This is a genomic window from Streptococcus sp. FDAARGOS_192 (assembly GCF_002073815.2).
GTDB classification, from domain to species: Bacteria; Bacillota; Bacilli; order Lactobacillales; family Streptococcaceae; genus Streptococcus; species Streptococcus salivarius_H.
On record NZ_CP020431.2, the window covers coordinates 604,562 to 626,393 of the forward strand.

Below are 21,832 nucleotides of genomic sequence, written 5' to 3' on the forward strand. Positions count from 1 at the left end.
AGAAACTATGACTCAGGAAAACACGAAGCGTGTTGAAATCGATGTACTTGCACTATTGCAAAAACTTTGGACTAAAAAAGTATTTATTCTATTTACAGCCTTCTATGTCGCTGTCTTTGCCTTCTTGGGAACTTATTTCCTCATTCAACCTACATATACGTCTTCTACACGTATCTATGTGGTTAATCAAGCTAATGATGGCAAAAACCTTTCTGCTCAAGATTTGCAGGCCGGTACATTTTTGACAAAAGACTACAAAGAAATTATTACATCAAATGATGTCTTGTCAGAAGTTATCAAAGATGAAAAATTGAATATGAGTGAAGGTGAACTTGCTAAGATGATTTCAGTTAATATCCCTGCTGATACTCGTCTTATCTCAATTTCAGTCAATGCAAGAACAGGTCAAGATGCGCAAACACTTGCTAACAAGGTTCGTGAAGTTGCTTCAGAAAAAATCAAGAACGTGACAAAAGTTGAAGATGTTACCACACTTGAAGAAGCTAAATTGCCAGAGTCTCCATCTTCACCAAATATCAAGCGTAACGTTCTTCTTGGAGCTGTACTTGGAGGTTTCCTTGCAGTAGTTGGTGTATTGGTACGTGAGATCTTAGATGATCGTATTCGCCGACCAGAAGATGTGGAAGATGCTCTTGGAATGACACTTCTTGGAATTGTCCCTGACACAGATAAAATTTAAGGAGAAAAAATGCCTAAATTAAATTTAGTAAAATCTAAAGCAAACTTTGCCAAACAAACAGAAGAGTACTATAATGCCATTCGCACAAATATTCAATTTTCAGGTGCTCAGATGAAAGTGATTACTATTAGCTCAGTTGAAGCTGGTGAAGGAAAATCAACAACATCTGTTAATTTGGCAATTTCATTTGCTAGTGTAGGGCTTCGAACACTTCTCATTGATGCTGATACTCGTAACTCTGTTTTGTCAGGTACATTTAAATCTAATGAGCCTTATAAGGGTCTTTCAAATTTCCTTTCAGGAAATGCAGATCTGAATGAAACTATATGTCAAACTGATATATCTGGTTTGGATGTCATTGCATCTGGTCCTGTACCACCAAATCCAACAAGTCTTTTGCAAAATGACAATTTTAGACATTTGATGGAAGTTGCCCGTAGTCGTTATGATTATGTCATCATCGATACGCCACCAATTGGTTTGGTCATTGATGCGGTTATTATTGCCCATCAGGCTGATGCCAGTCTTTTGGTTACAGCGGCTGGGAGAATTAAAAGCCGTTTTGTAACTAAGGCTGTTGAACAATTAGAACAGAGTGGCTCACAGTTCTTAGGTGTCGTCCTTAATAAAGTTGACATGACAGTTGATAAATATGGATCATATGGTTCTTACGGTTCATATGGGGACTATGGAAAAAAAGTCGGTCATAAAGAGACTCATTCAAGAGCGCATCGTCGTAGAAAAGGATAGCATTAAAGGGGATAATGCGGCTCCTTACACCTTAACAGATTAAAAAAAGAGGTTTAGAGTGAAAGAAAAACAAGAAATTCGTCGCATTGAAATTGGTATTATACAGTTGGTTGTGGTTGTTTTTTCAGCAATGGTTGCTAGTAAAATACCTTATACAGAGATTACCCAAGGAAGCATTGTTCTTTTAGGTGTCGTACATGTAGTGTCTTACTATATCAGTAGTTATTATGAAAATCTTAAGTATAGAGGCTACTTGGATGAACTCATTGCAACTGTCAAATATTGTTTTGTATTTGCTCTAATTGCAACTTTCCTCTCATTCTTTGCAGATGGTAATTTTTCAATTTCTCGTCGCGGACTTCTTTATGTTACCTTGATTTCAGGTGCTCTCTTATACCTTACAAATACTGTTCTTAAGTATTTCCGCTCTTCTATCTATACACGTCGTAAAAGTAACAAGAATATTCTTTTGATTTCTGATCAGGCACGACTAGAAAATGTCTTGTCTCGTATGAAAGACAATATGGATGGTAGGATTACAGCAGTTTGTGTTTTGGATAACCCTTATTTCACTGATCCATTTATCAAAAGTGTTAAACCTGAAAATTTGATTGAATTTGCGACACATTCAGTGGTTGATCAAGTTTTGATTAATCTGCCAAGTGAGCAGTACAAGATTTGGGACTATGCGTCACCATTTGAGTTAATGGGAATTCCAGTATCCATTAATTTGAATGCCCTTGAATTTATGAGTCAGGGTGAAAAACGTATCCAACAATTGGGCCCTTTCAAAGTTGTTACCTTTTCAACGCATTTTTATAGCTATGGAGATATCTTGGCGAAACGTTTCCTCGATATCTGCGGAGCCCTAGTTGGTTTGGTGCTCTGTGGGATTGTTGGAATCTTCCTTTATCCACTTATTCGTAAAGATGGTGGACCAGCCATTTTTGCTCAAGACCGTGTGGGTGAGAATGGACGTATCTTCAAGTTTTATAAATTCCGTTCTATGAGAGTAGATGCTGAAGAAATCAAGAAGAATTTGATGACACAGAATCAAATGTCTGGTGGTATGTTTAAGATGGACAATGATCCACGTATTACCAAAATCGGACATTTCATTCGTAAAACGAGTCTTGATGAACTTCCACAATTTTGGAATGTTCTAAAAGGTGATATGAGCTTGGTAGGAACACGTCCGCCAACATTAGATGAGTACGAATCTTATACACCGGAACAAAAACGTCGCCTCAGCTTTAAACCAGGTATTACTGGTCTTTGGCAAGTAAGCGGTCGAAGTGCAATTACGGATTTTGATGAAGTTGTAAAACTAGACGTTGCTTATATGGACGGATGGACAATCTGGCGCGATATCAAAATCTTATTAAAAACAATTAAAGTAGTAGTAATGAAGGATGGAGCAAAGTGATGGCTTTCTCCATTTCTTTTAATGGTGATTAAATGACAAAATCAGTTTATATCGTTGGTTCTAAGGGAATTCCAGCAAAATATGGTGGATTTGAGACCTTTGTTGAGAAGTTAACAGAGTTCCAACAAGACAAAGATATCCAATATTATGTAGCTTGTATGCGTGAAAACTCTGCTAAATCAGGTATTACAGCAGACACTTTCGAACATAACGGTGCTAAATGCTACAATATCGACGTCCCAAATATCGGGCCTGCACGTGCCATCGCTTATGACATTGCAGCTCTTAATAAGGCCATTGAAATTGCAAAGGAAAATAATGATCAAGCACCGATCTTTTATGTCTTGGCCTGCCGAATTGGTCCATTCATCTCAGGTATTAAAAAGAAAATCAAGGCTATCGGTGGTACCCTTATGGTTAACCCGGACGGTCATGAATGGCTTCGTGCGAAATGGAGTCTTCCGGTTCGTAAATATTGGAAAATTTCTGAGCAACTCATGGTTAAACATGCAGATCTTTTGATTTGTGATAGTAAAAATATTGAATCTTATATTCAAAAGGATTATGCGAAGTATCGTCCTCAGACAACTTACATTGCCTATGGAACAGATACAACTAAATCTCGATTGACTAAGGTTGATGATAAGGTTCGCACATGGTATTTTGAAAAGGGTGTCATTGAAAATAATTATTACCTTGTTGTAGGACGTTTTGTGCCTGAAAACAACTATGAGGCTATGATTCGTGGATTTATGGCATCTAACTCTGACAAGGACTTTGTTCTCATTACCAATGTTGAAGAAAACAAGTTCTACGACAAGTTGCGTCAGGAAACTGGTTTTGACAAGGATCCTCGTGTGAAGTTTGTCGGGACAGTCTACGATCAAGAATTGCTCAAATACATCCGTGAGAATGCCTTCGCTTACTTCCATGGTCATGAGGTGGGTGGAACCAATCCGTCACTTCTTGAGGCTCTTGAGTCTACTAAGCTCAACCTCTTGTTGGATGTTGGCTTTAACCGTGAAGTGGGTGAAGATGGTGCTCTCTATTGGAAGAAAGACCAATTGGCAAGCGTCATTGATCAAGCTGAGCAATTGGATGGACAAGCTATCGAAGATCTCAATCAAAAATCAAGTAAACGTATTGCTGAAGCCTTTACTTGGGAAAAAATTGTTACAGACTACGAGAAAGTATTTAAAGGATAGAAATGCAGAAAATTTTATATCTTCACGCTGGTGCCGAAATGTATGGTGCTGACAAGGTTTTGTTGGAGCTTATTAAGGGGTTGGAAAAAGATGCCTTTGAAGCTCATGTCATCTTGCCTAACGATGGTGTCTTAGTGAGTGCATTGGAAAAGGTTGGGGCTAAGGTAAAAGTTATCGATTATCCAATCTTGCGCCGTAAATATTTTAATCCTAAGGGAATTCTTGAGTATTTTGGTTCTTATAATCGTTATTCAAAGCAAATTGCTAAATATGCTAAGGATAATGGCATTACTCTTATTCACAACAATACGACTGCGGTACTTGAGGGGATTTATCTCAAACGTAAGTTGAAATTACCTTTGATTTGGCATGTGCATGAAATTATCGTCAAACCAAAAGCAATTTCTGATTTCATCAACTTTTTGATGGGGCGTTATGCTGATACGATTGTGACAGTTTCAAATGCTGTAGCCAACCATGTCAAGCAGTCTCGCTTTGTAAAAAATGACCAAGTTCAAGTTATCTATAATGGTGTGGACAATGCCGTCTATCATGAAATGGATGCTAGTGCAGTCCGTGATCAGTTTGGTATCGCACAGGATGCTTTGGTTATCGGAATGGTTGGTCGAGTGAATGCATGGAAAGGTCAAGGCGACTTCTTAGAAGCTGTGACTCCAATCTTAAAGGCTAATCCAAAAGCAGTAGCCTTTCTGGCAGGGAGTGCTTTTGAGGGTGAAGAATGGCGAGTTGATGACTTGGAGAAGGCTATATCAGACTCACCAGTAGCAGGACAGATTAAACGTATCGATTATTATAGCAAGACGACAGAGCTCTATAATATGTTTGATATCTTTGTCTTGCCAAGTACTAATCCAGATCCTCTACCTACTGTAGTTCTCGAATCAATGGCTTGTGGTAAACCTGTGATCGGCTACCGTCATGGTGGTGTCTGTGAAATGGTTAAAGAAGGCGAAAATGGCCTTCTTGCCACACCAAATCAGCCTGCAGAATTGTCTAAAGCTATTCAAGAATTGGCTGATAATACTGAGAAGAGAGAGCAATTTGGTAAGGCTTCTGTCAAACGCCAAAAAGAACTCTTTTCATTACAAAGTTATATTCGTAATTTCTCAGAACTATATAAGAAATAAAAAGAAGTACTAAGAAGTACTAAGAAGTACTAAGAAGTACTAAGAAGTACTAAGAAGTACTAAGAAGTACTAAGAAGTACTAAGAAGTACTAAGAAGTACTAAGAAGTACTAAGAAGTACTAAGAAGTACTAAGAAGTACTAAGAAGTACTAAGAAGTACTAAGAAGTACTAAGAAGTACTAAGAAGTACTAATATGAATAGCGAAACACTAAAAAATAAATTAAAACCAATCGTTTATCCAATTATTAATTTTATTCCTAGACGAAGACTCAAGAATAAAAATTTCACGATTATTTGTGATAATTGTTGGGCTGGGAAAGTTTATCAGGAGTTGGGCTTGCCTTATCAAACACCATTTGTAGGGATGTTTGTCTTTTCGCCTGATTACATCAAGATGCTCAAGAATTTAAAATACTATTTAAGCGGAGACATCCCCTTGAAATTTGTTAATGAATCAAAATATATCAAAGACTTTGATAATGCTTATCCACTTGCACTTCTTGATGATATTGAACTTCATTTTTTGCATTATGCAGATGAAGAAGAAGCTACTCAAAAATGGGAACGTCGTTTGAAGAGAATGCATTGGGATAATTTGTATTTCAAGTTCAATGATAATGATGCCTGCACTTATGAGTTGATGAAAGAGTTTGAAGAGCTTCCATACAAGAGTAAGGTTATTTTCTCTTCAAAGAATTATAGTGACCTACCTTCATTGGTCCACTTTAAATCAGCTGAAAAGCGAGGACATGTTGGAATCGATTTAAAAACTTACCACCGTTATTTTAATGCCGTTACTTGGTTGAATAAGGGTGGAGAAGACTTAACATAAAAATTAGGTAAATAATCTATGAAACCACTTTTAACTGTCGTCATTCCAGTTTATAATGTCGAAAAATATTTAAAACGTTGTATTGAGAGTATCCTTATTCAAGAGTGGAAGAACTATGACATCTTACTTGTAGATGATGGAAGTACTGATAATTCTCCTCAAATTTGTGATGACTATGCTAAAGCGTATAACTTTATCTCAGTTATTCATAAGAAGAATGGTGGACTATCTGCAGCTCGTAACACTGGTATCTCTAATGCTGAGGGAGAATATGTCTATTTCCCTGATTCAGATGATTGGATTGAACCAGACACCTTTATAGCGTTAGCAGAAGTGGTGGAATCCCAGAAGTTTGATATTATCTCTTTTAATCGTGAGTTCGTGAAAGGTGAAGAAGATGCTATAGTTTCGGATTCATTAGTGACTCAAGTTTTTGAGGGTAAAGATGCTTTTGTGCAGATGCTTAAGCATAGTTATATTACTGGTTTCGCTAATGATAAAATCTATAGAAAGTCTTTATTTACTGATAATGACATTCAGTTTCCTATTGGTAAATACTATGAGGATCTTGGCACCAATTACAAACTCTTTCTATCAGCTAAAAAGGTCTATGCGACCAATCAAAAGTATTATCACTATCTAATCGATAACCCCGATTCTATTACTCAGTCATGGAATGAGAAGAAATTTAGTGATATGTTTGGATTCTACAAAGAAGTTTTCTATTCTGACTTTGTCCGTTCACAATTAAATAAAGAAGAATTACAAATGTCACAACTTTATTATGTAAACGGATTGGTTCATATACTAGCAAGTTTGTATAAATCTAAATTAGATAAAAATTATATAGACATTACTGATGAAGTGAAACAAGAATTGCTTAAAAATAGAGTTTCTCTTTCTCAAATGAAAGACCAACCAAATAAGTTGAAATATGTACTGTTTAGACTTAAAGTGTTAAAACTAGCCTTCAGTATACAAAACGTTTTTTGATGTTATTTTAAGAAATCATTCTGAGATTCTTAGACAAGGTTTTGGCAAATGAAGTTTGGACTATTTTATTTAATAAAGAAAAGTAACATAATATTTTGGGTCTTTCTTCTTTTTTGTTGTATCGGAATGATGTACTTTTAACTAAAAATTTTATATAGATAGAATTGGTAAACAATTATTTTATAGGTAATGTAACATGGAAGAAAAAATTGATTTTGTTGTACTTTGGGTTGATGGAAATGATCCAGAATTCATTAGAGAAAAAAACAAATATACGCCTAATAGTGAGCAGATTGATAATGATGGTGATAATCTGCATCGTTATCGTGATTACGGAACATTCAATTATTGGTTTAGGATGGTAGAGAAGCATGCACCGTGGGTAAATAATATTTATCTTATAACTAACGGTCAAAAACCGGAATGGTTAAATGTGAATCATCCTAAGTTGAAATGGGTTAAGCATAGTGACTTCATACCTGAGGAATATTTACCAACATTTAATTCTGCTTCAATTGAGTTAAATTTACATCGAATTGAAGGCTTGTCAGAAAATTTTGTTTTTTTTAATGATGACATGTATTTGATTCAAGACGTTAAGCCTAACGACTTTTTTGTCAACGGACAACCAAAGTTATTGGCTGTTTATGAAGCCTTGGTTCCGTGGTCATCTTTTTCAAAAGTTTATTTTAATAATGTAGAAGTATTATATAGGCATTTTCCAAATAAAAAAGCCTTGAAACAGTCGCCGTTAAAGTTTTTCAATTATAAATATGGTCATTTGATTTTAAAAAATCTCTTATTACTTCCTTGGGGGATAACAGGGTACTACAATCAGCATACACCAGTTCCAATAAAAAAGAGTACTTTAACCCATTTATGGGATGTAGAAGAGGACATTTTTGTTCAAACATCTAAACATAAATTTAGGGATTATAATACAGATATTAATCATTATCTATTGTGTTATTGGCAAATTGAGAGTAATGAGTTTCTACCATCTAGTAAGGCTTTTGGAAAATCAATCTCAATTACCGCTGTTAATGAGCTTCCTAAATTATTATCGAAAAATAAGACAAAATTACTTTGTGTTAATGATGATATGGCGATGACAGAAAATGACTTGGAGAAATTTTCTAAGATATTGTCTAATCGTTATCCTGACAAGTCTCAATTTGAATTGTGATTCAACGTATTAGTTACTGGAGTAAATAGATGAAAACTAAAATTTTACAAATGGGGGCAGACAATTTCGGAGCAGGAGGTAGGTCTGTAATAGCCTATAACTTGACTCGTCCTTTAACAGATGCCTTTCAAGTTGACTTTTTAGCTATTGGAAAATTGAAGAACCCTAGTTTTCATCGAATCATTGAAGAAAACGGAGGATATGTTCAACACGTCAAGGAAGCATCAAGTAAAATAAAAAGGCTAAGAAGTATCTACTCTATTTTAAAAAATGAAAAGTACGATATTGTTCATATTAACGTAGATGATGCAATCGAGGGGTTGTTTAATATAATTTTGTCAAAGATTTCAGGTGCTAAAATAGTGCTTCATGCTCACACTACTTCATCTAGTCGTGGTAAGGGATTTATTGGCAGATTAAAAATGTTATCGGCAAAAAAGATAGTTAATTTTTTTGTTGATTATAAGTTGGCCTGCTCACTAGAAGCAGCAAATTATTTGTATGGCGATACTGATTTGTCTGATGTGGCGATTATAAAAAACGGTATTGTAATCAATGACTTTTTATATAATGAAGAGTTAAGGCAAAAGGTACGAGAAAATCTAAATATTCCGATGGAGGCTATTGTTTTAGGTACTATCGGAAGGATGTCATATGAAAAAAATCCTGAGTTTATGGTTAGCCTAATACAAACTCTTTTTTCAAAGGCACCTAATTTTTATTTTATATGGATTGGTGATGGTGAAGAACGAGCTAGTATAGAAAAGAAGCTAGATGAAGAAATAAAATCAGGAAGGGTTTTATTACTTGGAAAACAGGAACAACCGGCACAATATTTACAAGCAATGGATGTTTTTTTGTTACCTTCTCTCTATGAAGGATTTGGAATCGTGAATATTGAAGCACAAGCATCTGGACTGCCTTGTGTGGTGAGTTCTGCAGTTCCAGAGTCAGCATCGGTTAATTCAAACTTTTATAGATTATCATTATCTGACGGTGTTGAAAAATGGCTAGATTTTATCACCTCTATGAGCTTTGAACGCCTTCCATATGGTTCTGCAGAAAAAATAAAAGAAGCTGGATTTGATATAGAGGATAGTGCTAGAAAGTTACGAACAATCTATCAGAAACTGGCGAAGTAAAACATAAGGAGATTCTATGTACTCATTAATTATTACTGATTACAAATCAATGAGTGATACAGTAGATTATATAAAAAAGTTTATTGATATATATGTAGGGAATGATGTTCATTATATTATCGTAGACAACAGTGCGGAAGAATTAGGAAAGCAATTCTTACAAGATTCTAAAGTTGAATTTACTTCCTCTACTTTTAATGGGAAAAAAGTTTATTCTTTTGAAGTATCACAAAGGACTATTTATATAATTGATTCCAATGAAAATGGTGGATACTCTAAAGGAAATAATTTAGGTGCCAAATTTGCAATTCAGAACTTTGATACACCCTATCTAATTTTTTCAAACAATGATTTAGAGTTTCCTAATGGCTTACGGTTGGAAGAATGTAAAACTATCATTGAAACGAGTGATAATCCAGTAGGTATAGTTGGTCCTAAAATTCTCACTCCTCAAGGAGATATTCAAAGCCCTCGTAAGCGGATGAATTTTGTAGAAGAAATGATACTTCAGGATTACAATAGACAGTGGTTTGATAGTAAGATACATAAATGGATAGATATTGACTATACTGCTCCTGAGGGTGAGACTGGATGGGTTAGTGGTAGCTTTATGTTTGTTTCTAGAAAAGCTTTTGAAGCAGTATCAGGATTTGATGAAAATATTTTTCTTTATTGTGAAGAAATGATTTTAAGTGAAAGAATGAGGAATAAGGGATATATTACTTATTTCTATCCTGAATGGACAATTTATCATTATCATAGAGGAGCGCATAATCCTGAGTCAGAGAAAATTGGCCGTGTATCAAAAAAATATTATTACAGAGAATATAGAGGGGCCTCTACACTTTCTTTAAAAATATCTGATATATCCTACTTTTTATGTAAAAAGATATATCGATTGAAAAAAATATTGGATGGTACGTATTTCAGGGAGAAAAAACATTGAAATTTAATAAATATCTTTTTCTATTTTTACTATTCTTTTTAATTGAATTTAGAGGGTTTTATCTAGTAAGTTGGCCAAGTTTGCTAGGAGGAGCTGCTAGTAACAAATTGGGTATTGCATTCTATGCCATAATATTATTTTTGGTATATTTTATCCACAATAAAGGAAAACTTAAAGTAGGTATTTTTGGAAATTATATCCTGGTTTTTTATCTAATTCTGATTTTAAGTTCACTTGTGTCCATGTATTTATTTGGCTATTCAATTACGCAAGTATTGTGGGATATCCTGCCTTTTTCAATCTTACTTCTCTATTTTCCTCTTTGTGAGGTATTTCAAAAAGATAGTAACTATGCACTTTTTGTTAAAATAGGTCAAATAACAATTTCAATAGTATCCATACTGTTTATTGTACAAGTATATAAATATCAAGGCTTACCAACAGTATTTTTGAAAATTAAAGATATCATACCTTTAAGCTATATTTATAATTTGACTGTGCCGTTACGTATTTATAGTGTTTTTGAGGGGCTTGTTCGGATTTTTGTCATATTAGTTGCATGGAAAATTATTGCAAAACAATTTAGAAAATCTTTTTGGGACATCATTAGTTTATTATTGATGTTAGGTGCAATTTTTTATGTCGATCAGTCTAGATATTATTTAGTAACAGTACTTGTAGCCATCTTATCAATGTATTTGATTTATAATAGGAATAATCTAACAGTATCATCATTGTTAGGTACTCTGATTTTTGGTACGGCAGGTCTTCTCATTATTTTTAATAGATTTGGTTCAATTTCTGATAGTATTTCAGATAATACTGGTTCCTCGTTTGCTCGGACAGGTGCAATTGAATACTATTTAGATAAGATTTTTACTTATCCATTTGGATTGGGTTTACATACTCCAGATAAGGGAACTTCTTTGTATTATTTGATTAAAGGACCTGACGGATATTTTAATTATGATGATATCGGATTATTTGGAACACTAGGTTCTTTGGGACTCCCTGGATTTATTTGGTATATCTTTTTAACTATAAAATTAGTTATGATATGGATAAAGAGAATCAGTTCTAACGCATTAATTTCAGGACTAATGATTAGTTTTGTGATGAGTCTTACTATCATGTCTTATCTTGATAGGCCACGGATTATTGCATTAGTGTTGACATTGGTTATTGTCAATAAAGAATCTTTAAAATTAAATAGAGATGGAGATTTAATAAATGACTAAAAAGATGGGAGTAAATGCTGCTTTAAATTTATTTAAAACAGCACTTTCAATTATATTCCCTTTAATCACCTATCCCTATATCAGTAGGATATTAGGAGTAGAGAACCTTGGGAAAATTAATTATACAGCTTCTATTGTAGGTTACTTTTCTTTAATTGCTGCCCTTGGAATTTCTACTTATGCTATTAGAGAAGGAGGTCGTATTAGATCTAATTCTGTGAAGCTAAGTCATTTAGGTAATCAAATTTTTACTATAAATATTTTATCGACGGTAGTATCCTATCTGTTGTTATTATTAGTTGTCTGGTTATTTATTCCAAATAGAGAATATCAAATTCTGATTTGTATTCAAAGTCTAACAATTGTTTTTACAACATTGGGAGTGGATTGGATAAACGTTCTTTTTGAGGATTTCCTTTATATTACGATTAGAAGTATTGTTATACAAATCTTATCGTTGATATTGATGTTTGTTCTTGTTAAAACAGCTAGCGATTTATATCTATATACATTTATCTCGGTAATTGGTTCAGGGATATCTTGTATTCTAAATTTAATCTATTGTAGAAAGTATTTGAAACTCTCTCTTGTTTGGAGACTTGATTTAGTAAAGCATTTTAAGCCAATTATGGTCTTATTTTCTGGTGGTCTAGTAATTAGTATCTACGCTAATTCTGATATGCTAATATTAGAGTGGTTCAAGGGCGCATATTACGTTGGATTATATGCTGTTGCGGCTAGAGTGTATACAATCTTAAAAAATTTATTGGCTTCCATCTATTCTGTTACAATACCCAGGTTGTCACATTTGTTTGGTGAACAGAAAATTGATGAATTTAAAAAAAGTTATACCCAAATACTTTCAGTTGTAACTCTAATCTTAATTCCAATGAGTGCAGGCCTTATTGTTTTATCTAGGGAGATTATCTTATTTTTAGGTGGAATTAAATTTATTGATGCTACTTTAACATTGCAATTATTAGCTATTAGCTTAATCGGAGCTATATTTGGTGGAATATTAACCTATGGTCTTAATATTCCTATTGGACGTGAGTCTGTAAACCTAACAGGAGCGCTATATGGAATTATTGTGAATATCGGAATAAGTCTTCTTTTAATTCCCGTATTTAAACAGAACGGTGCAGCAGCAGCAACAATCGCTTCAGAGTTTTTTATTGTTTTATATAACTTTCTGGTTGTAAGAGAAAGTGGAAAATACATTGATTTTGTAATATGGAGAAAGAACTTAATTCAAGCTTTGCTAGGTTTCTTCTCTATAATAATCATTGGTTTTGGGGTTAAGTTATTCGTAACTAATTCACTTCTTTTAATTTTCAGCATTACTTTAGTTGGCATAATCGTCTATTTATTAGAGCTCAAACTTTTAAAAAATCCATTGTTAGATCATATCTTAGATATGGTTAAACATAAATTTAGGAGGGGTTAGTTTGAAGATTGTAATTCCAAGAATTATTCATAACAAAGAACAACTGACCTGGGATTGGTCCGGGACAATAACTAATATAAAAAAATATTTAGGAAAATACGAGATTGTTGAGGAACAGAATATTTTCTATACTTTTAGAATGAATGTGCACAAAGTGCTTGTTCGTTTAGGTATTAGAAAATCTGATATGAACATGACGTATATAAAATATGCTGAAAATCAAGTTCATCTATCGTCAGAGGATGTTTGTCTCACGTTTGATGAATTTCCTTTATCTTTTCCTGATAATCCAGTTTATATCTATCAAGACTTGAATCTTCATTATTTGATAGAGAGTTCTCAAAACAATAGTCAATCGTTCAAATATAGTGGTTTTCAAAACGTCTCGGCTGATATTCTAGATAGCCGAATGAGAAAACAGGAAATATTTTATAATCAAGCTACTGGAATATTTACTATGAGTAAATGGTTCTCAGAATACTTGATAGATCAACAAGGGCTCCCAGTTGAGAAAGTTCATTATGTGGGGGCAGGAACAAATATGAATAATCTATCTCTTGACCACTCTCATAAGGAACGCAATAAATTTTTATTTATTGGCAAAGATTTTTTGCGTAAAGGTGGAGATCTTGTTTATAATGCTTTTGTTTATTTGCAAAATAATCTCATGCCGGAGGCAGAGTTGTACATTATAGGTCCTTCAGATGCTCCGATGGAATTTAACAATCCGAATGTTTATTTTTTAGGTAATCTACCAGCTGATAAGGTGCAATATTATTATAATCTTTGTGATGTATTTGTTTTACCTTCCCGATTTGAGGCATTTGGAATTGTGTTTGTTGAAGCTCTTTGCTATGGTTTACCATGTATTGCTCGTAATTTAATGGAAATGCCAAATCTAATTCAAAATAATGAAACTGGATTATTAATACCTGCTGAAGAGGAAAATCCACAGTTTTTAGCTGATAAAATGTATAATCTAATAAAGGATGAGAGTTTCTTTAGAAATGTTCAGACGAAACAAGATTATTATAAGGCAGAATATTCGTGGGACACAGTTGCAAAAAGAATGATTTCAGTGATGAAACAAGATTTAGATAAGATGTAGTCGTCTCGTATACATAGCTACTGTTTTGAATTAAATTTATTCTGTATTTTTATTTAAGAGATTCCGATGGAATCTTTTTTTATATCCAAGAATAGTATCAGTTTTTCTTAGTATGGTACTGGTAAGCGTTTTCTAAAAGGGTTATAATAAGAGTAAGTTAGTCAAGGAGGTTCTTTATGACCATTAAGGTGATTGCAACAGATATGGATGGTACATTTTTAGACGATAAAGGGAGCTATGACAAGGAGCGTTTTAGTCAGATTTTAGATGCCATGGCTGAGCGTGATATGCACTTTGTCGTTGCATCAGGTAATAGTATGAGTCGCCTTAAACCCATGTTTGCGGAGACTTTTGACCGCCTGCATTTTGTAGCTGAAAATGGCGGTCAGGTGGTTAGCTATGGCAAGCTTCTGTGTCAGGAGTTCATGGCATCAAATGATGTTGAAAACTTGCTAAGCTATTTTAATTATGATTTGTTGGATAGGTCAACTATATTTAATGGTGCTCAAGGCTCCTATATGTTAAAAGGGTCTAGGGTTAATTTTGCTGAGATGATAACAGAAGAAGAGCAAGCCGCCATGGAAGCATCCATTCAACGTTTGAATGGTCTGGAGGAGTTAGATGATGATTTCATCAAGATTACCATGTTGCTCAGTCCTGAAGAGGCTGATCGTGTGTCACAGGCTTTTAATCGTGATTTTGATGGCAATCTAGTTGCTGTTCCCAGTGGTTTTGGTGCTATTGACTTCATTCAAAAAGGCATGCACAAGGCTTGGGGACTCAAGCAGCTTCTTAACCACTGGGACTTGTCTGAGTCCAATGTCATGGCCTTCGGTGATGGAGACAATGATCTTGAGCTCTTGCAAATGGCTGGCCGCTCTTATGCTATGGAAAATGCCAGTCCAACTATTTTACAAGTGGCTGATCAGATTGCTCCCCACCACAAAGATCAAGGAGTATTGACTGTCTTAGAAGATTATTTAGGATTGGTTTAAAGATAGGGTGGTAGAGTAATGAAGTTATATTTAATGAGACATGGTGAGACATTATTTAATACACAAAAGCGTGTTCAGGGCTGGTGTGACTCACCCTTGACTGAAAATGGCATTTGGCAGGCAGAACAAGCCAAGCAGTACTTTGCAAAGAAAGGTATTTCTTTTGATGCTGTCTACTCCTCTACGCAAGAGAGAGCTACTGGTACGGCAAAGATTGTGGCGACTGACTATTCGGTAACTCAGCTAAAGGGAATTAAAGAAATGAACTTTGGATCTTTTGAAGCTCAACCAGAGCACCTCCTCCCCAAACATCGACCAGGTTCACGATCCTTTGAAGATCTCTTGGTCCCATACGGTGGTGAAGATATTCGCGAGGTCGGTCAGAGGGTCTTGAAGACTGTGTTAGAGAAAGCAGAAGCACACACTAAAGATGGCGCTGAGAATCTCCTATTTGTCAGTCATGGGGCGGCTCTATGGGGATTAATCATTTTCATGGACTTGGCCTTTCCTGAAGGAGTGGGCTTTGGAAATTGTAATGTTTGTGTTTATGATTATAACAAAGGTCAATTAAAGCTTCTTCAGGTGATTGATCCGATTTCTGGTTTAGAGGTAACATTATGAAAGAATTTTATTTAATGAGGCATGGACAAACACGATTTAATGTTCAGCATAGACTTCAGGGGGTCTGCGATGCCCCTTTGACGGAAGTCGGGATTGAACAGGCTAAAAAGGCTGGTCAGTATCTAGCCAAGCAGGAGCCGATTTTTGATCATGTCTTTACGTCAACCTCTGAGAGAGCCAGTGATACTCTAGAAATTGTGACTGGACGAACAGACTATGAAAGACTTAAAGGTCTTAAGGGACAGGATTTTGGAGCTTTTGAGGGCCAGCCAGAGTATCTTACTCCTAAAACCTTACCTGATGGACAAGGCTTTGGTGATTATTTTGTTCAATTTGGTGGCGAGAGTACGACCCAGGTCCGAGATCGTATGGAGTTGACGATTAGGGCCATCATGGAGAGTGTGGCCGATGGTTCTAAGTCTTTGCTTGTTAGTCATGGACCATCTATTTTGCAGTTCTGTAGACGTGTTTTAAATCCCGACCCAGATATTCGTGGTCTTAAAAATTGTTGCATCTTACATTTTACTTATGATCAAGGGCAATTTAAACTGGTTTCAGTATATAATCCTGTAGAAGAAGAGTATATCTATGGAGGCGAAGAATGACACGACTCTATTTAATGAGACATGGACAGACACTTTTTAACACACTCAATCGGATTCAAGGTTGGTGTGATTCTCCATTGACCGAAAAAGGTCGGGACCAAGCTCGTCAGGTCCGTGCTTATTTTGAAAAACATGGTATGACATTTGACCAGTATTATTGTACGACAACCGAAAGAGCTTCTGATACCATTGAATTGGCGACTGGGCGTACTGATTATAAACGTGTTAAGGGGCTTAAAGAAATGCATTTTGGTATCTTTGAGGGACAGCCAGAGTATCTTCATCCCAAGACATCTGTTGTGGGGCATTTTGGTGACCACTATGCCCAGTTTGGTGGAGAAAGTCAAGATCAGTTCGTTGCGCGTGTGGTTGCGAGTGCTAAGGAGATAGTAGATAAGCATCCTGACCAATCTATTTTAGCTGTTAGTCACGCTGGAGCCTTGATGACTTTTCTTCATGCCGTGGAGCCAGAGCGGGCCTTTGAGTCGTGTCCAGGCAATTGTGCCATCTTAGTTTTTGATTACGATGGATCGAGCTTTCACTTTGTCAAGCTGATTGATCCAATAGCTGATCAAGAGATGGTGGAATTTTAGCGGCTTTCTATAATCAAAGATAGTAAGAAACCCTTTCTTAGTGTATAATGGAAGGGTATTTTAAATTTTGGAGTGCCTATGAAATTTACAAAAAATCAGTTCATTTGGTTGGCTGTCCTCTTTTTCAGCTGTTTCTTGATTTATACTTACTGGGAAACCGTTGTTTCAATTTGTAACACTATTTACATTGCCAGTCAGCCCTTCTTGGTTGGAGCAGGGATTGCCTTTGTGGTCAATATCTTGATGTCTTTTTATGAGAAGCTACTGGTCAAGTTTATTCCATTTGGTTTTATCGCTAAGATCAAGCGTCCCGTTGCTCTACTCTCCGCATTGGCAACCATTGGTCTGGTCTTTACTTGGGTCGTCTTCACTGTTCTTCCCGATTTGATTGACAGTATCAATACCTTGATTAGTCAAGACCGTTCAGCTATTAATAACTTGATTAATTGGTTGCTTAAAAACAAGTCCTTGCAAAAAATTATTCAAGATCTTGGTGGTGTGACACAGGTTAGAGAGCTAATCAATAGCTACAGTGCTCAGTTGCTTCAACAAATCATGAATGGTTTGACAAGCTTCTTGACTTCGTTAACAAGTCTACCATCAACCTTGATTAATCTCTTTATCAGTATCGTCTTTTCTTGCTATGTTTTGGCTGGGAAAGAAAAACTTGGAAATCAGGTCAATCGTTTAGTAGACGTCTATTTAGGACATTATGGTAAGACTTTCCACTATGTGGTCGCTATTCTCAATAATCGCTTCCGCAATTTCTTCGTTTATCAGTCGATTGAGGCTTGTATCTTGGGAACCTTGTGTTATATTGGGATGCGTATCTTTGATTTTCCATACGCTGCGACTATCTCTATCCTGATTGGTTTTTCAGCTATGATTCCAGTTGTGGGGGCCTATATCGGTGTGACGATTGGTACCATCTTGATTATGACGCACTCTGTGACCTTGGCACTTTTGTTTATTGCCTACGTGGTTATTTTGCAGCAGTTTGAAGGAAATCTCATCTATCCTTATGTGGTTGGTGGCTCTACCGGACTTCCTGGTATTTGGGTTATCTTCGCTATCACCATAGGTTCTGCTTTGGGTGGTATCTTGGGCATGTTGGTTTCTGTGCCAGTAGCCGCGACCCTTTATCAGATTGTTAAAGATAATGTTGTTAGGCGAGAAGAGGCCAAAGCAGCAAATGCTATTGAAAATAATGATTAATTAAAACAGACTTGGGTCTGTTTTTTTCGTACTATAGTATCAGATGTCAATAAGATAGTATAAGTGTAATCGTTTTCTAAGTGTTATACTATTAGTATATTAAACAAGACGAGGAGATAAAAGATGACTTACACATTTCCAAAAGAATTTCTCTGGGGTGGTGCAACAGCTGCCAACCAATTTGAAGGTGCTTATAACTTAGATGGCAAAGGTTTGTCTGTACAGGATGTGACGCCAAAGGGCGGTGTTCCACTTGAACCTGGGGCTTTGAATCCTTTGATTACAGACCAACCAACACCAGATAATCTAAAGCTAGAAGGTATAGATTTCTATCACCGTTATAAAGAGGACATAGCGCTTTTTGCAGAGATGGGCTTCAAGGTCTTTCGTATGTCAATTGCATGGTCTCGTATTTTCCCAAATGGTGATGATGCTGAGCCAAATGAAGCTGGGCTTGCTTTCTACGATAAAGTCTTTGATGAATTGGCTAAGTATGGCATCGAACCGCTTGTAACCTTGTCTCACTATGAAACACCTCTAAACTTAGCACGTGAATACAATGGATGGACAAATCGTAAATTGATTGGTTTTTATGAAAACTATGTCCGTACAGTCTTCACACGTTATAAAGATAAGGTTAAATATTGGTTGACCTTTAATGAAGTGAACTCTGTTCTACATGCACCTTTCATGTCAGGTGGTATTGCAACTCCTATGGAAGAGCTCTCTAAACAGGATCTCTATCAGGCAGTCCACCATGAGTTAGTGGCATCAGCTTCAGCAACCAAGATTGGTCATGACATCAACCCTGATTTTAAGATTGGTTGTATGGTTCTTGCCATGCCTGCTTATGGTATGACAGCTAATCCTTTGGATCAGTTGGCTGTTCACGAGTTTGAAAATCAAAACTATCTCTTCTCAGATATCCATGCGCGTGGGAAATATCCAAACTATATTAAACGCTATTTCAAAGAAAATAGTATTGAAATACAATTTGCTCCTGGTGATGAAGAAATCTTGAAGAATACCGTTGATTTTATTTCATTCTCTTACTACATGTCTGTGGCAACCGCCCACAATCCAGAAGACTATACGATTGGTAAAGGAAATATTATGGGTGGTGTTGAAAATCCCTACCTTGAGAAATCTGAGTGGGCTTGGGCAATTGACCCAATCGGTCTTCGTCTAGTTTTGAATGACTTCTATGATCGTTATCAATTGCCATTGTTTATCGTCGAAAATGGTTTGGGTGCCAAGGATGTCCTTGTTGATGGTCCTGATGGTCCAACAGTTGAAGATGATTATCGTATTGATTACCTTCAAAAACACTTGATTCAAGTCGGTGAAGCTCTTCAAGATGGTGTAGAGCTTTGGGGCTATACGACTTGGGGACCAATTGATTTGGTCTCAGCTTCAACGGCTGAACTCAGTAAACGCTATGGCTTCATCTACGTTGATCGTAATGATGATGGTAGTGGTAGCTTGGCTCGTTATAAGAAAAAATCATTTGCTTGGTATAAGTCTGTTATCGAAAGTAATGGTGCAGCTCTTTACAAATAGAAACTTATTAAGAATCTCAGCAAAAGCTTGAGATTCTTATTTAGTATTTTAGTACAATGTTGATAAATAAGTATTTCGGCGAATATATTTGCATATGGAGTATTAAACTACTACAGAATGTGATTTATGTTCATTAACACATTTTCTGAAAAAGTGGTAGAATAAAAGTGTGAAAACGTTCTTATATTTTCTGAAGAAGTGGCTAGTCTATTTCTTTGCTTTTCCTACTTAGATGGAGGTAACGATAATGAATGATTTGAAAAAAGTTCTCTTGGCTGGAATCGGATTGACTGCTATGACAGTAGATAAAGCTGATAGTTTTGTCAAAGAGTTGGTTGAAAAGGGGCGTTTGACTGTTGAAGAAGGTAAGGAACTGGAACAAGAGCTCAAACGTCAAAGTAAGGAAGAAGCTCAAGAATTTTTGAATAAACTTGATGCTAAGAAATCTTCAGTTGAGTATGCGACTAAGGATGATGTGAAACGTCTTGAAGAAAAACTTGACGCTTTGCTCAGTCAAAATAAATAAAATGTAAGGAGACTAAAATGGCAAGTAAACGATTGAGACATGTGTTGAAGGTTTTCTCGTCAGTTGGTCTCCTTTCTTATCGTGAAAAACACCTTCCTCAAGACCAACAGACAACACCTGTCAAGCTACGCCAAGCCTTTGAGCAATTGGGACCTAGTTTTGTTAAAATTGGTCAAATCCTATCCACGCGCTCTGACCTCTTGCCAGAGGCCTATATCAGAGAATTATCAAAACTCCAGAGCTCAGTTCCTCCCTTGAATAAAGAGGAAGTCATGACTGCCATTAGGAGAGAATTACCCAGTGGGCTTTCTGACAGTTTCCTTGATTTCTCGGAAGAGCCCTTGGCTTCTGGTTCTGTAGCTCAGACCCATAGGGCTAGATTGTTGTCTGGTCAGGAAGTGATTGTAAAAATTCAGAGACCTGGTATTGATGAGGTCGTTAAGGAAGATATTCAGCTTCTCATTAAGCTTGCACGCCATATTCCAAAGCATTTTATACCTATGGTCGATGTTCAGGAGGTTTTGGAAAATCTGCGAGAAACTCTAATTAAGGAACTTGATTTCAGAAATGAAGCAGAGGCCATGAAGCGTTTTAAGGCAAATAACAGGGCTGTTGCTTGTCTAGGTGTCCCGGAGGTCTATGATTCCTTTACGACGCCACACCTCATAGTCGAAGAGTACATCGATGGGATTCCACTTAATGACTACAGCCAATTGCTAGGGGCTGGCTATGACCTGGAAGATGTGGGTAAGAAACTAATGCTGTCATTTATCAAGCAGGTTTTCAAAGACGGCTATTTTCATGGTGATCCTCATCCTGGAAATCTCTTGGTACGTGATGGCAAGATTTGTTTCATTGACTTTGGGATTATGGGTGAGTTGGAAGTGGGGATGCGTGCGTCCTTAAATGACATCCTATATAGTTTTACTGCTCAGGATGTTGACGGCATGACTAAGGCTATCTTGTCAGTCACCCAGTTTGATAATGGCCTAAACCGTGCGGTTCTAAGTCAGGATGTCGAGCAGATGCTGGGTCGTTATTCTGGTGTTGACTTGGGAAGTCTGTCCATGACAGATTTGCTAGAGGATTTACTGGCTATTTTCCAGAAGAACCATCTTAAAGCCTCGTCTCAAATTACAATTTTGGAGAAGGCTTCGCTTCAAATCGAAGGTATTTTCCGAGAGTTGGCCCCAAATATGGATTTAATGACTTTGGCCAAGGATTATTTCCTAGAAAATATGGGCCCTGATATGCTTAAACAGGCCCTAAATAAAGAGAGTATCTTGATTGAGCTCTTTTACCTGATTCGAAATGGGAAGAATATTCCACGTAGACTGCATCAGCTCTTAGAGCAAATTCTGAATGGACGAATTGTGGTGAACCATGATTTTATTAACTTTTCAGGACGGGTTAAAGTTTTTGAAAAAGTTATGAATAATCTGGTTTTGGCCTTGCTGACATTGGGATTTCTACTTTCCGGTGCACTTTTGTCCAATAAATCAGGTTTTGAAAGTCTTGCCTGGCTCTTTCTTGGACTTGGAGCTTTTCTAGCTTTAGTCACGCTAGTGCGTATAATTTTTAAGAAAAAAGGATAA

21 protein-coding genes are annotated in these 21,832 nt (G+C 36.2%); all 21 read left to right on the top strand.

Annotation, left to right across the window (positions count from 1 at the left end; all coding sequences use genetic code 11):
- The first annotated feature begins 7 nt into the window (after nucleotides 1-7).
- The 21 genes from A6J31_RS03975 to A6J31_RS04075 all read left to right on the top strand — a co-directional run bounded on the left by A6J31_RS03975 (nucleotide 8) and on the right by A6J31_RS04075 (nucleotide 21,832).
- Complete coding sequence (locus A6J31_RS03975; protein ID WP_049545874.1) at nucleotides 8-700, top strand: capsular polysaccharide biosynthesis protein; 693 nt, start codon at nucleotides 8-10, stop codon at nucleotides 698-700.
- A gap of 9 nt (nucleotides 701-709) precedes the next feature.
- Nucleotides 710-1,450, top strand: coding sequence for a tyrosine-protein kinase (locus A6J31_RS03980; protein WP_049545873.1), 741 nt, complete (start codon nucleotides 710-712; stop codon nucleotides 1,448-1,450).
- A gap of 58 nt (nucleotides 1,451-1,508) precedes the next feature.
- Nucleotides 1,509-2,876: a sugar transferase gene (locus tag A6J31_RS03985; protein ID WP_049545872.1), complete on the top strand. Its 1,368-nt coding sequence runs from the start codon at nucleotides 1,509-1,511 to the stop codon at nucleotides 2,874-2,876.
- A gap of 32 nt (nucleotides 2,877-2,908) precedes the next feature.
- Nucleotides 2,909-4,081 carry a beta 1-4 rhamnosyltransferase Cps2T gene (gene cps2T / locus A6J31_RS03990; protein WP_049545871.1) on the top strand — a complete coding sequence of 391 codons (1,173 nt, stop codon included), beginning with the start codon at nucleotides 2,909-2,911 and terminating at the stop codon, nucleotides 4,079-4,081.
- Nucleotides 4,082-4,083: 2 nt separating this feature from the next.
- Nucleotides 4,084-5,229, top strand: a complete 1,146-nt coding sequence (locus A6J31_RS03995) for a glycosyltransferase family 4 protein (protein ID WP_080610493.1) — start codon at nucleotides 4,084-4,086, stop codon at nucleotides 5,227-5,229.
- Between the two features lie 194 nt (nucleotides 5,230-5,423).
- Complete coding sequence (locus A6J31_RS04000; RefSeq protein WP_080610494.1) at nucleotides 5,424-6,062, top strand: DUF1919 domain-containing protein; 639 nt, start codon at nucleotides 5,424-5,426, stop codon at nucleotides 6,060-6,062.
- An 18-nt stretch (nucleotides 6,063-6,080) separates the two neighbouring features.
- On the top strand, nucleotides 6,081-7,055 hold the full coding sequence (locus tag A6J31_RS04005; RefSeq protein WP_049545868.1) for a glycosyltransferase: 975 nt from the start codon (nucleotides 6,081-6,083) through the stop codon (nucleotides 7,053-7,055).
- A gap of 196 nt (nucleotides 7,056-7,251) precedes the next feature.
- The gene (locus tag A6J31_RS04010; protein ID WP_049545867.1) at nucleotides 7,252-8,241 is read left to right on the top strand and encodes a Stealth CR1 domain-containing protein; all 990 of its coding nucleotides are present in this window, start codon (nucleotides 7,252-7,254) and stop codon (nucleotides 8,239-8,241) included.
- A 29-nt stretch (nucleotides 8,242-8,270) separates the two neighbouring features.
- Nucleotides 8,271-9,383, top strand: coding sequence for a glycosyltransferase (locus A6J31_RS04015; protein WP_049545866.1), 1,113 nt, complete (start codon nucleotides 8,271-8,273; stop codon nucleotides 9,381-9,383).
- 16 nt (nucleotides 9,384-9,399) lie between these two features.
- Complete coding sequence (locus tag A6J31_RS04020) at nucleotides 9,400-10,329, top strand: glycosyl transferase family 2 (protein WP_049545865.1); 930 nt, start codon at nucleotides 9,400-9,402, stop codon at nucleotides 10,327-10,329.
- Nucleotides 10,326-11,567: a hypothetical protein gene (locus A6J31_RS04025; RefSeq protein WP_049545864.1), complete on the top strand. Its 1,242-nt coding sequence runs from the start codon at nucleotides 10,326-10,328 to the stop codon at nucleotides 11,565-11,567. Before A6J31_RS04020 ends, A6J31_RS04025 begins: the two co-directional genes overlap by 4 nt.
- Nucleotides 11,560-13,014 (top strand): flippase, encoded by a 1,455-nt coding sequence (locus tag A6J31_RS04030; protein WP_049545863.1) that lies wholly within the window; start codon nucleotides 11,560-11,562, stop codon nucleotides 13,012-13,014. The genes A6J31_RS04025 and A6J31_RS04030 overlap by 8 nt, the downstream gene beginning before the upstream one ends.
- Before the next feature lies 1 nt (nucleotide 13,015).
- Nucleotides 13,016-14,122, top strand: coding sequence for a glycosyltransferase family 4 protein (locus tag A6J31_RS04035; protein ID WP_049545862.1), 1,107 nt, complete (start codon nucleotides 13,016-13,018; stop codon nucleotides 14,120-14,122).
- 176 nt (nucleotides 14,123-14,298) lie between these two features.
- Nucleotides 14,299-15,117, top strand: coding sequence for a Cof-type HAD-IIB family hydrolase (locus A6J31_RS04040; protein WP_049545861.1), 819 nt, complete (start codon nucleotides 14,299-14,301; stop codon nucleotides 15,115-15,117).
- Between the two features lie 18 nt (nucleotides 15,118-15,135).
- Nucleotides 15,136-15,738 carry a histidine phosphatase family protein gene (locus A6J31_RS04045; RefSeq protein ID WP_080610495.1) on the top strand — a complete coding sequence of 201 codons (603 nt, stop codon included), beginning with the start codon at nucleotides 15,136-15,138 and terminating at the stop codon, nucleotides 15,736-15,738.
- Nucleotides 15,735-16,343: a histidine phosphatase family protein gene (locus A6J31_RS04050; RefSeq protein WP_064520695.1), complete on the top strand. Its 609-nt coding sequence runs from the start codon at nucleotides 15,735-15,737 to the stop codon at nucleotides 16,341-16,343. Before A6J31_RS04045 ends, A6J31_RS04050 begins: the two co-directional genes overlap by 4 nt.
- A complete protein-coding gene (locus tag A6J31_RS04055; RefSeq protein WP_064520694.1) occupies nucleotides 16,340-16,936 on the top strand; it encodes a histidine phosphatase family protein in 597 nt (198 codons plus the stop codon). Before A6J31_RS04050 ends, A6J31_RS04055 begins: the two co-directional genes overlap by 4 nt.
- A gap of 78 nt (nucleotides 16,937-17,014) precedes the next feature.
- The gene (locus A6J31_RS04060) at nucleotides 17,015-18,151 is read left to right on the top strand and encodes an AI-2E family transporter (RefSeq protein ID WP_064520693.1); all 1,137 of its coding nucleotides are present in this window, start codon (nucleotides 17,015-17,017) and stop codon (nucleotides 18,149-18,151) included.
- Between the two features lie 123 nt (nucleotides 18,152-18,274).
- Nucleotides 18,275-19,711, top strand: a complete 1,437-nt coding sequence (locus A6J31_RS04065; RefSeq protein ID WP_080610496.1) for a glycoside hydrolase family 1 protein — start codon at nucleotides 18,275-18,277, stop codon at nucleotides 19,709-19,711.
- A gap of 247 nt (nucleotides 19,712-19,958) precedes the next feature.
- Complete coding sequence (locus tag A6J31_RS04070) at nucleotides 19,959-20,237, top strand: phasin family protein (protein WP_004182567.1); 279 nt, start codon at nucleotides 19,959-19,961, stop codon at nucleotides 20,235-20,237.
- Between the two features lie 17 nt (nucleotides 20,238-20,254).
- Nucleotides 20,255-21,832 (top strand): ABC1 kinase family protein, encoded by a 1,578-nt coding sequence (locus tag A6J31_RS04075; RefSeq protein ID WP_080610497.1) that lies wholly within the window; start codon nucleotides 20,255-20,257, stop codon nucleotides 21,830-21,832.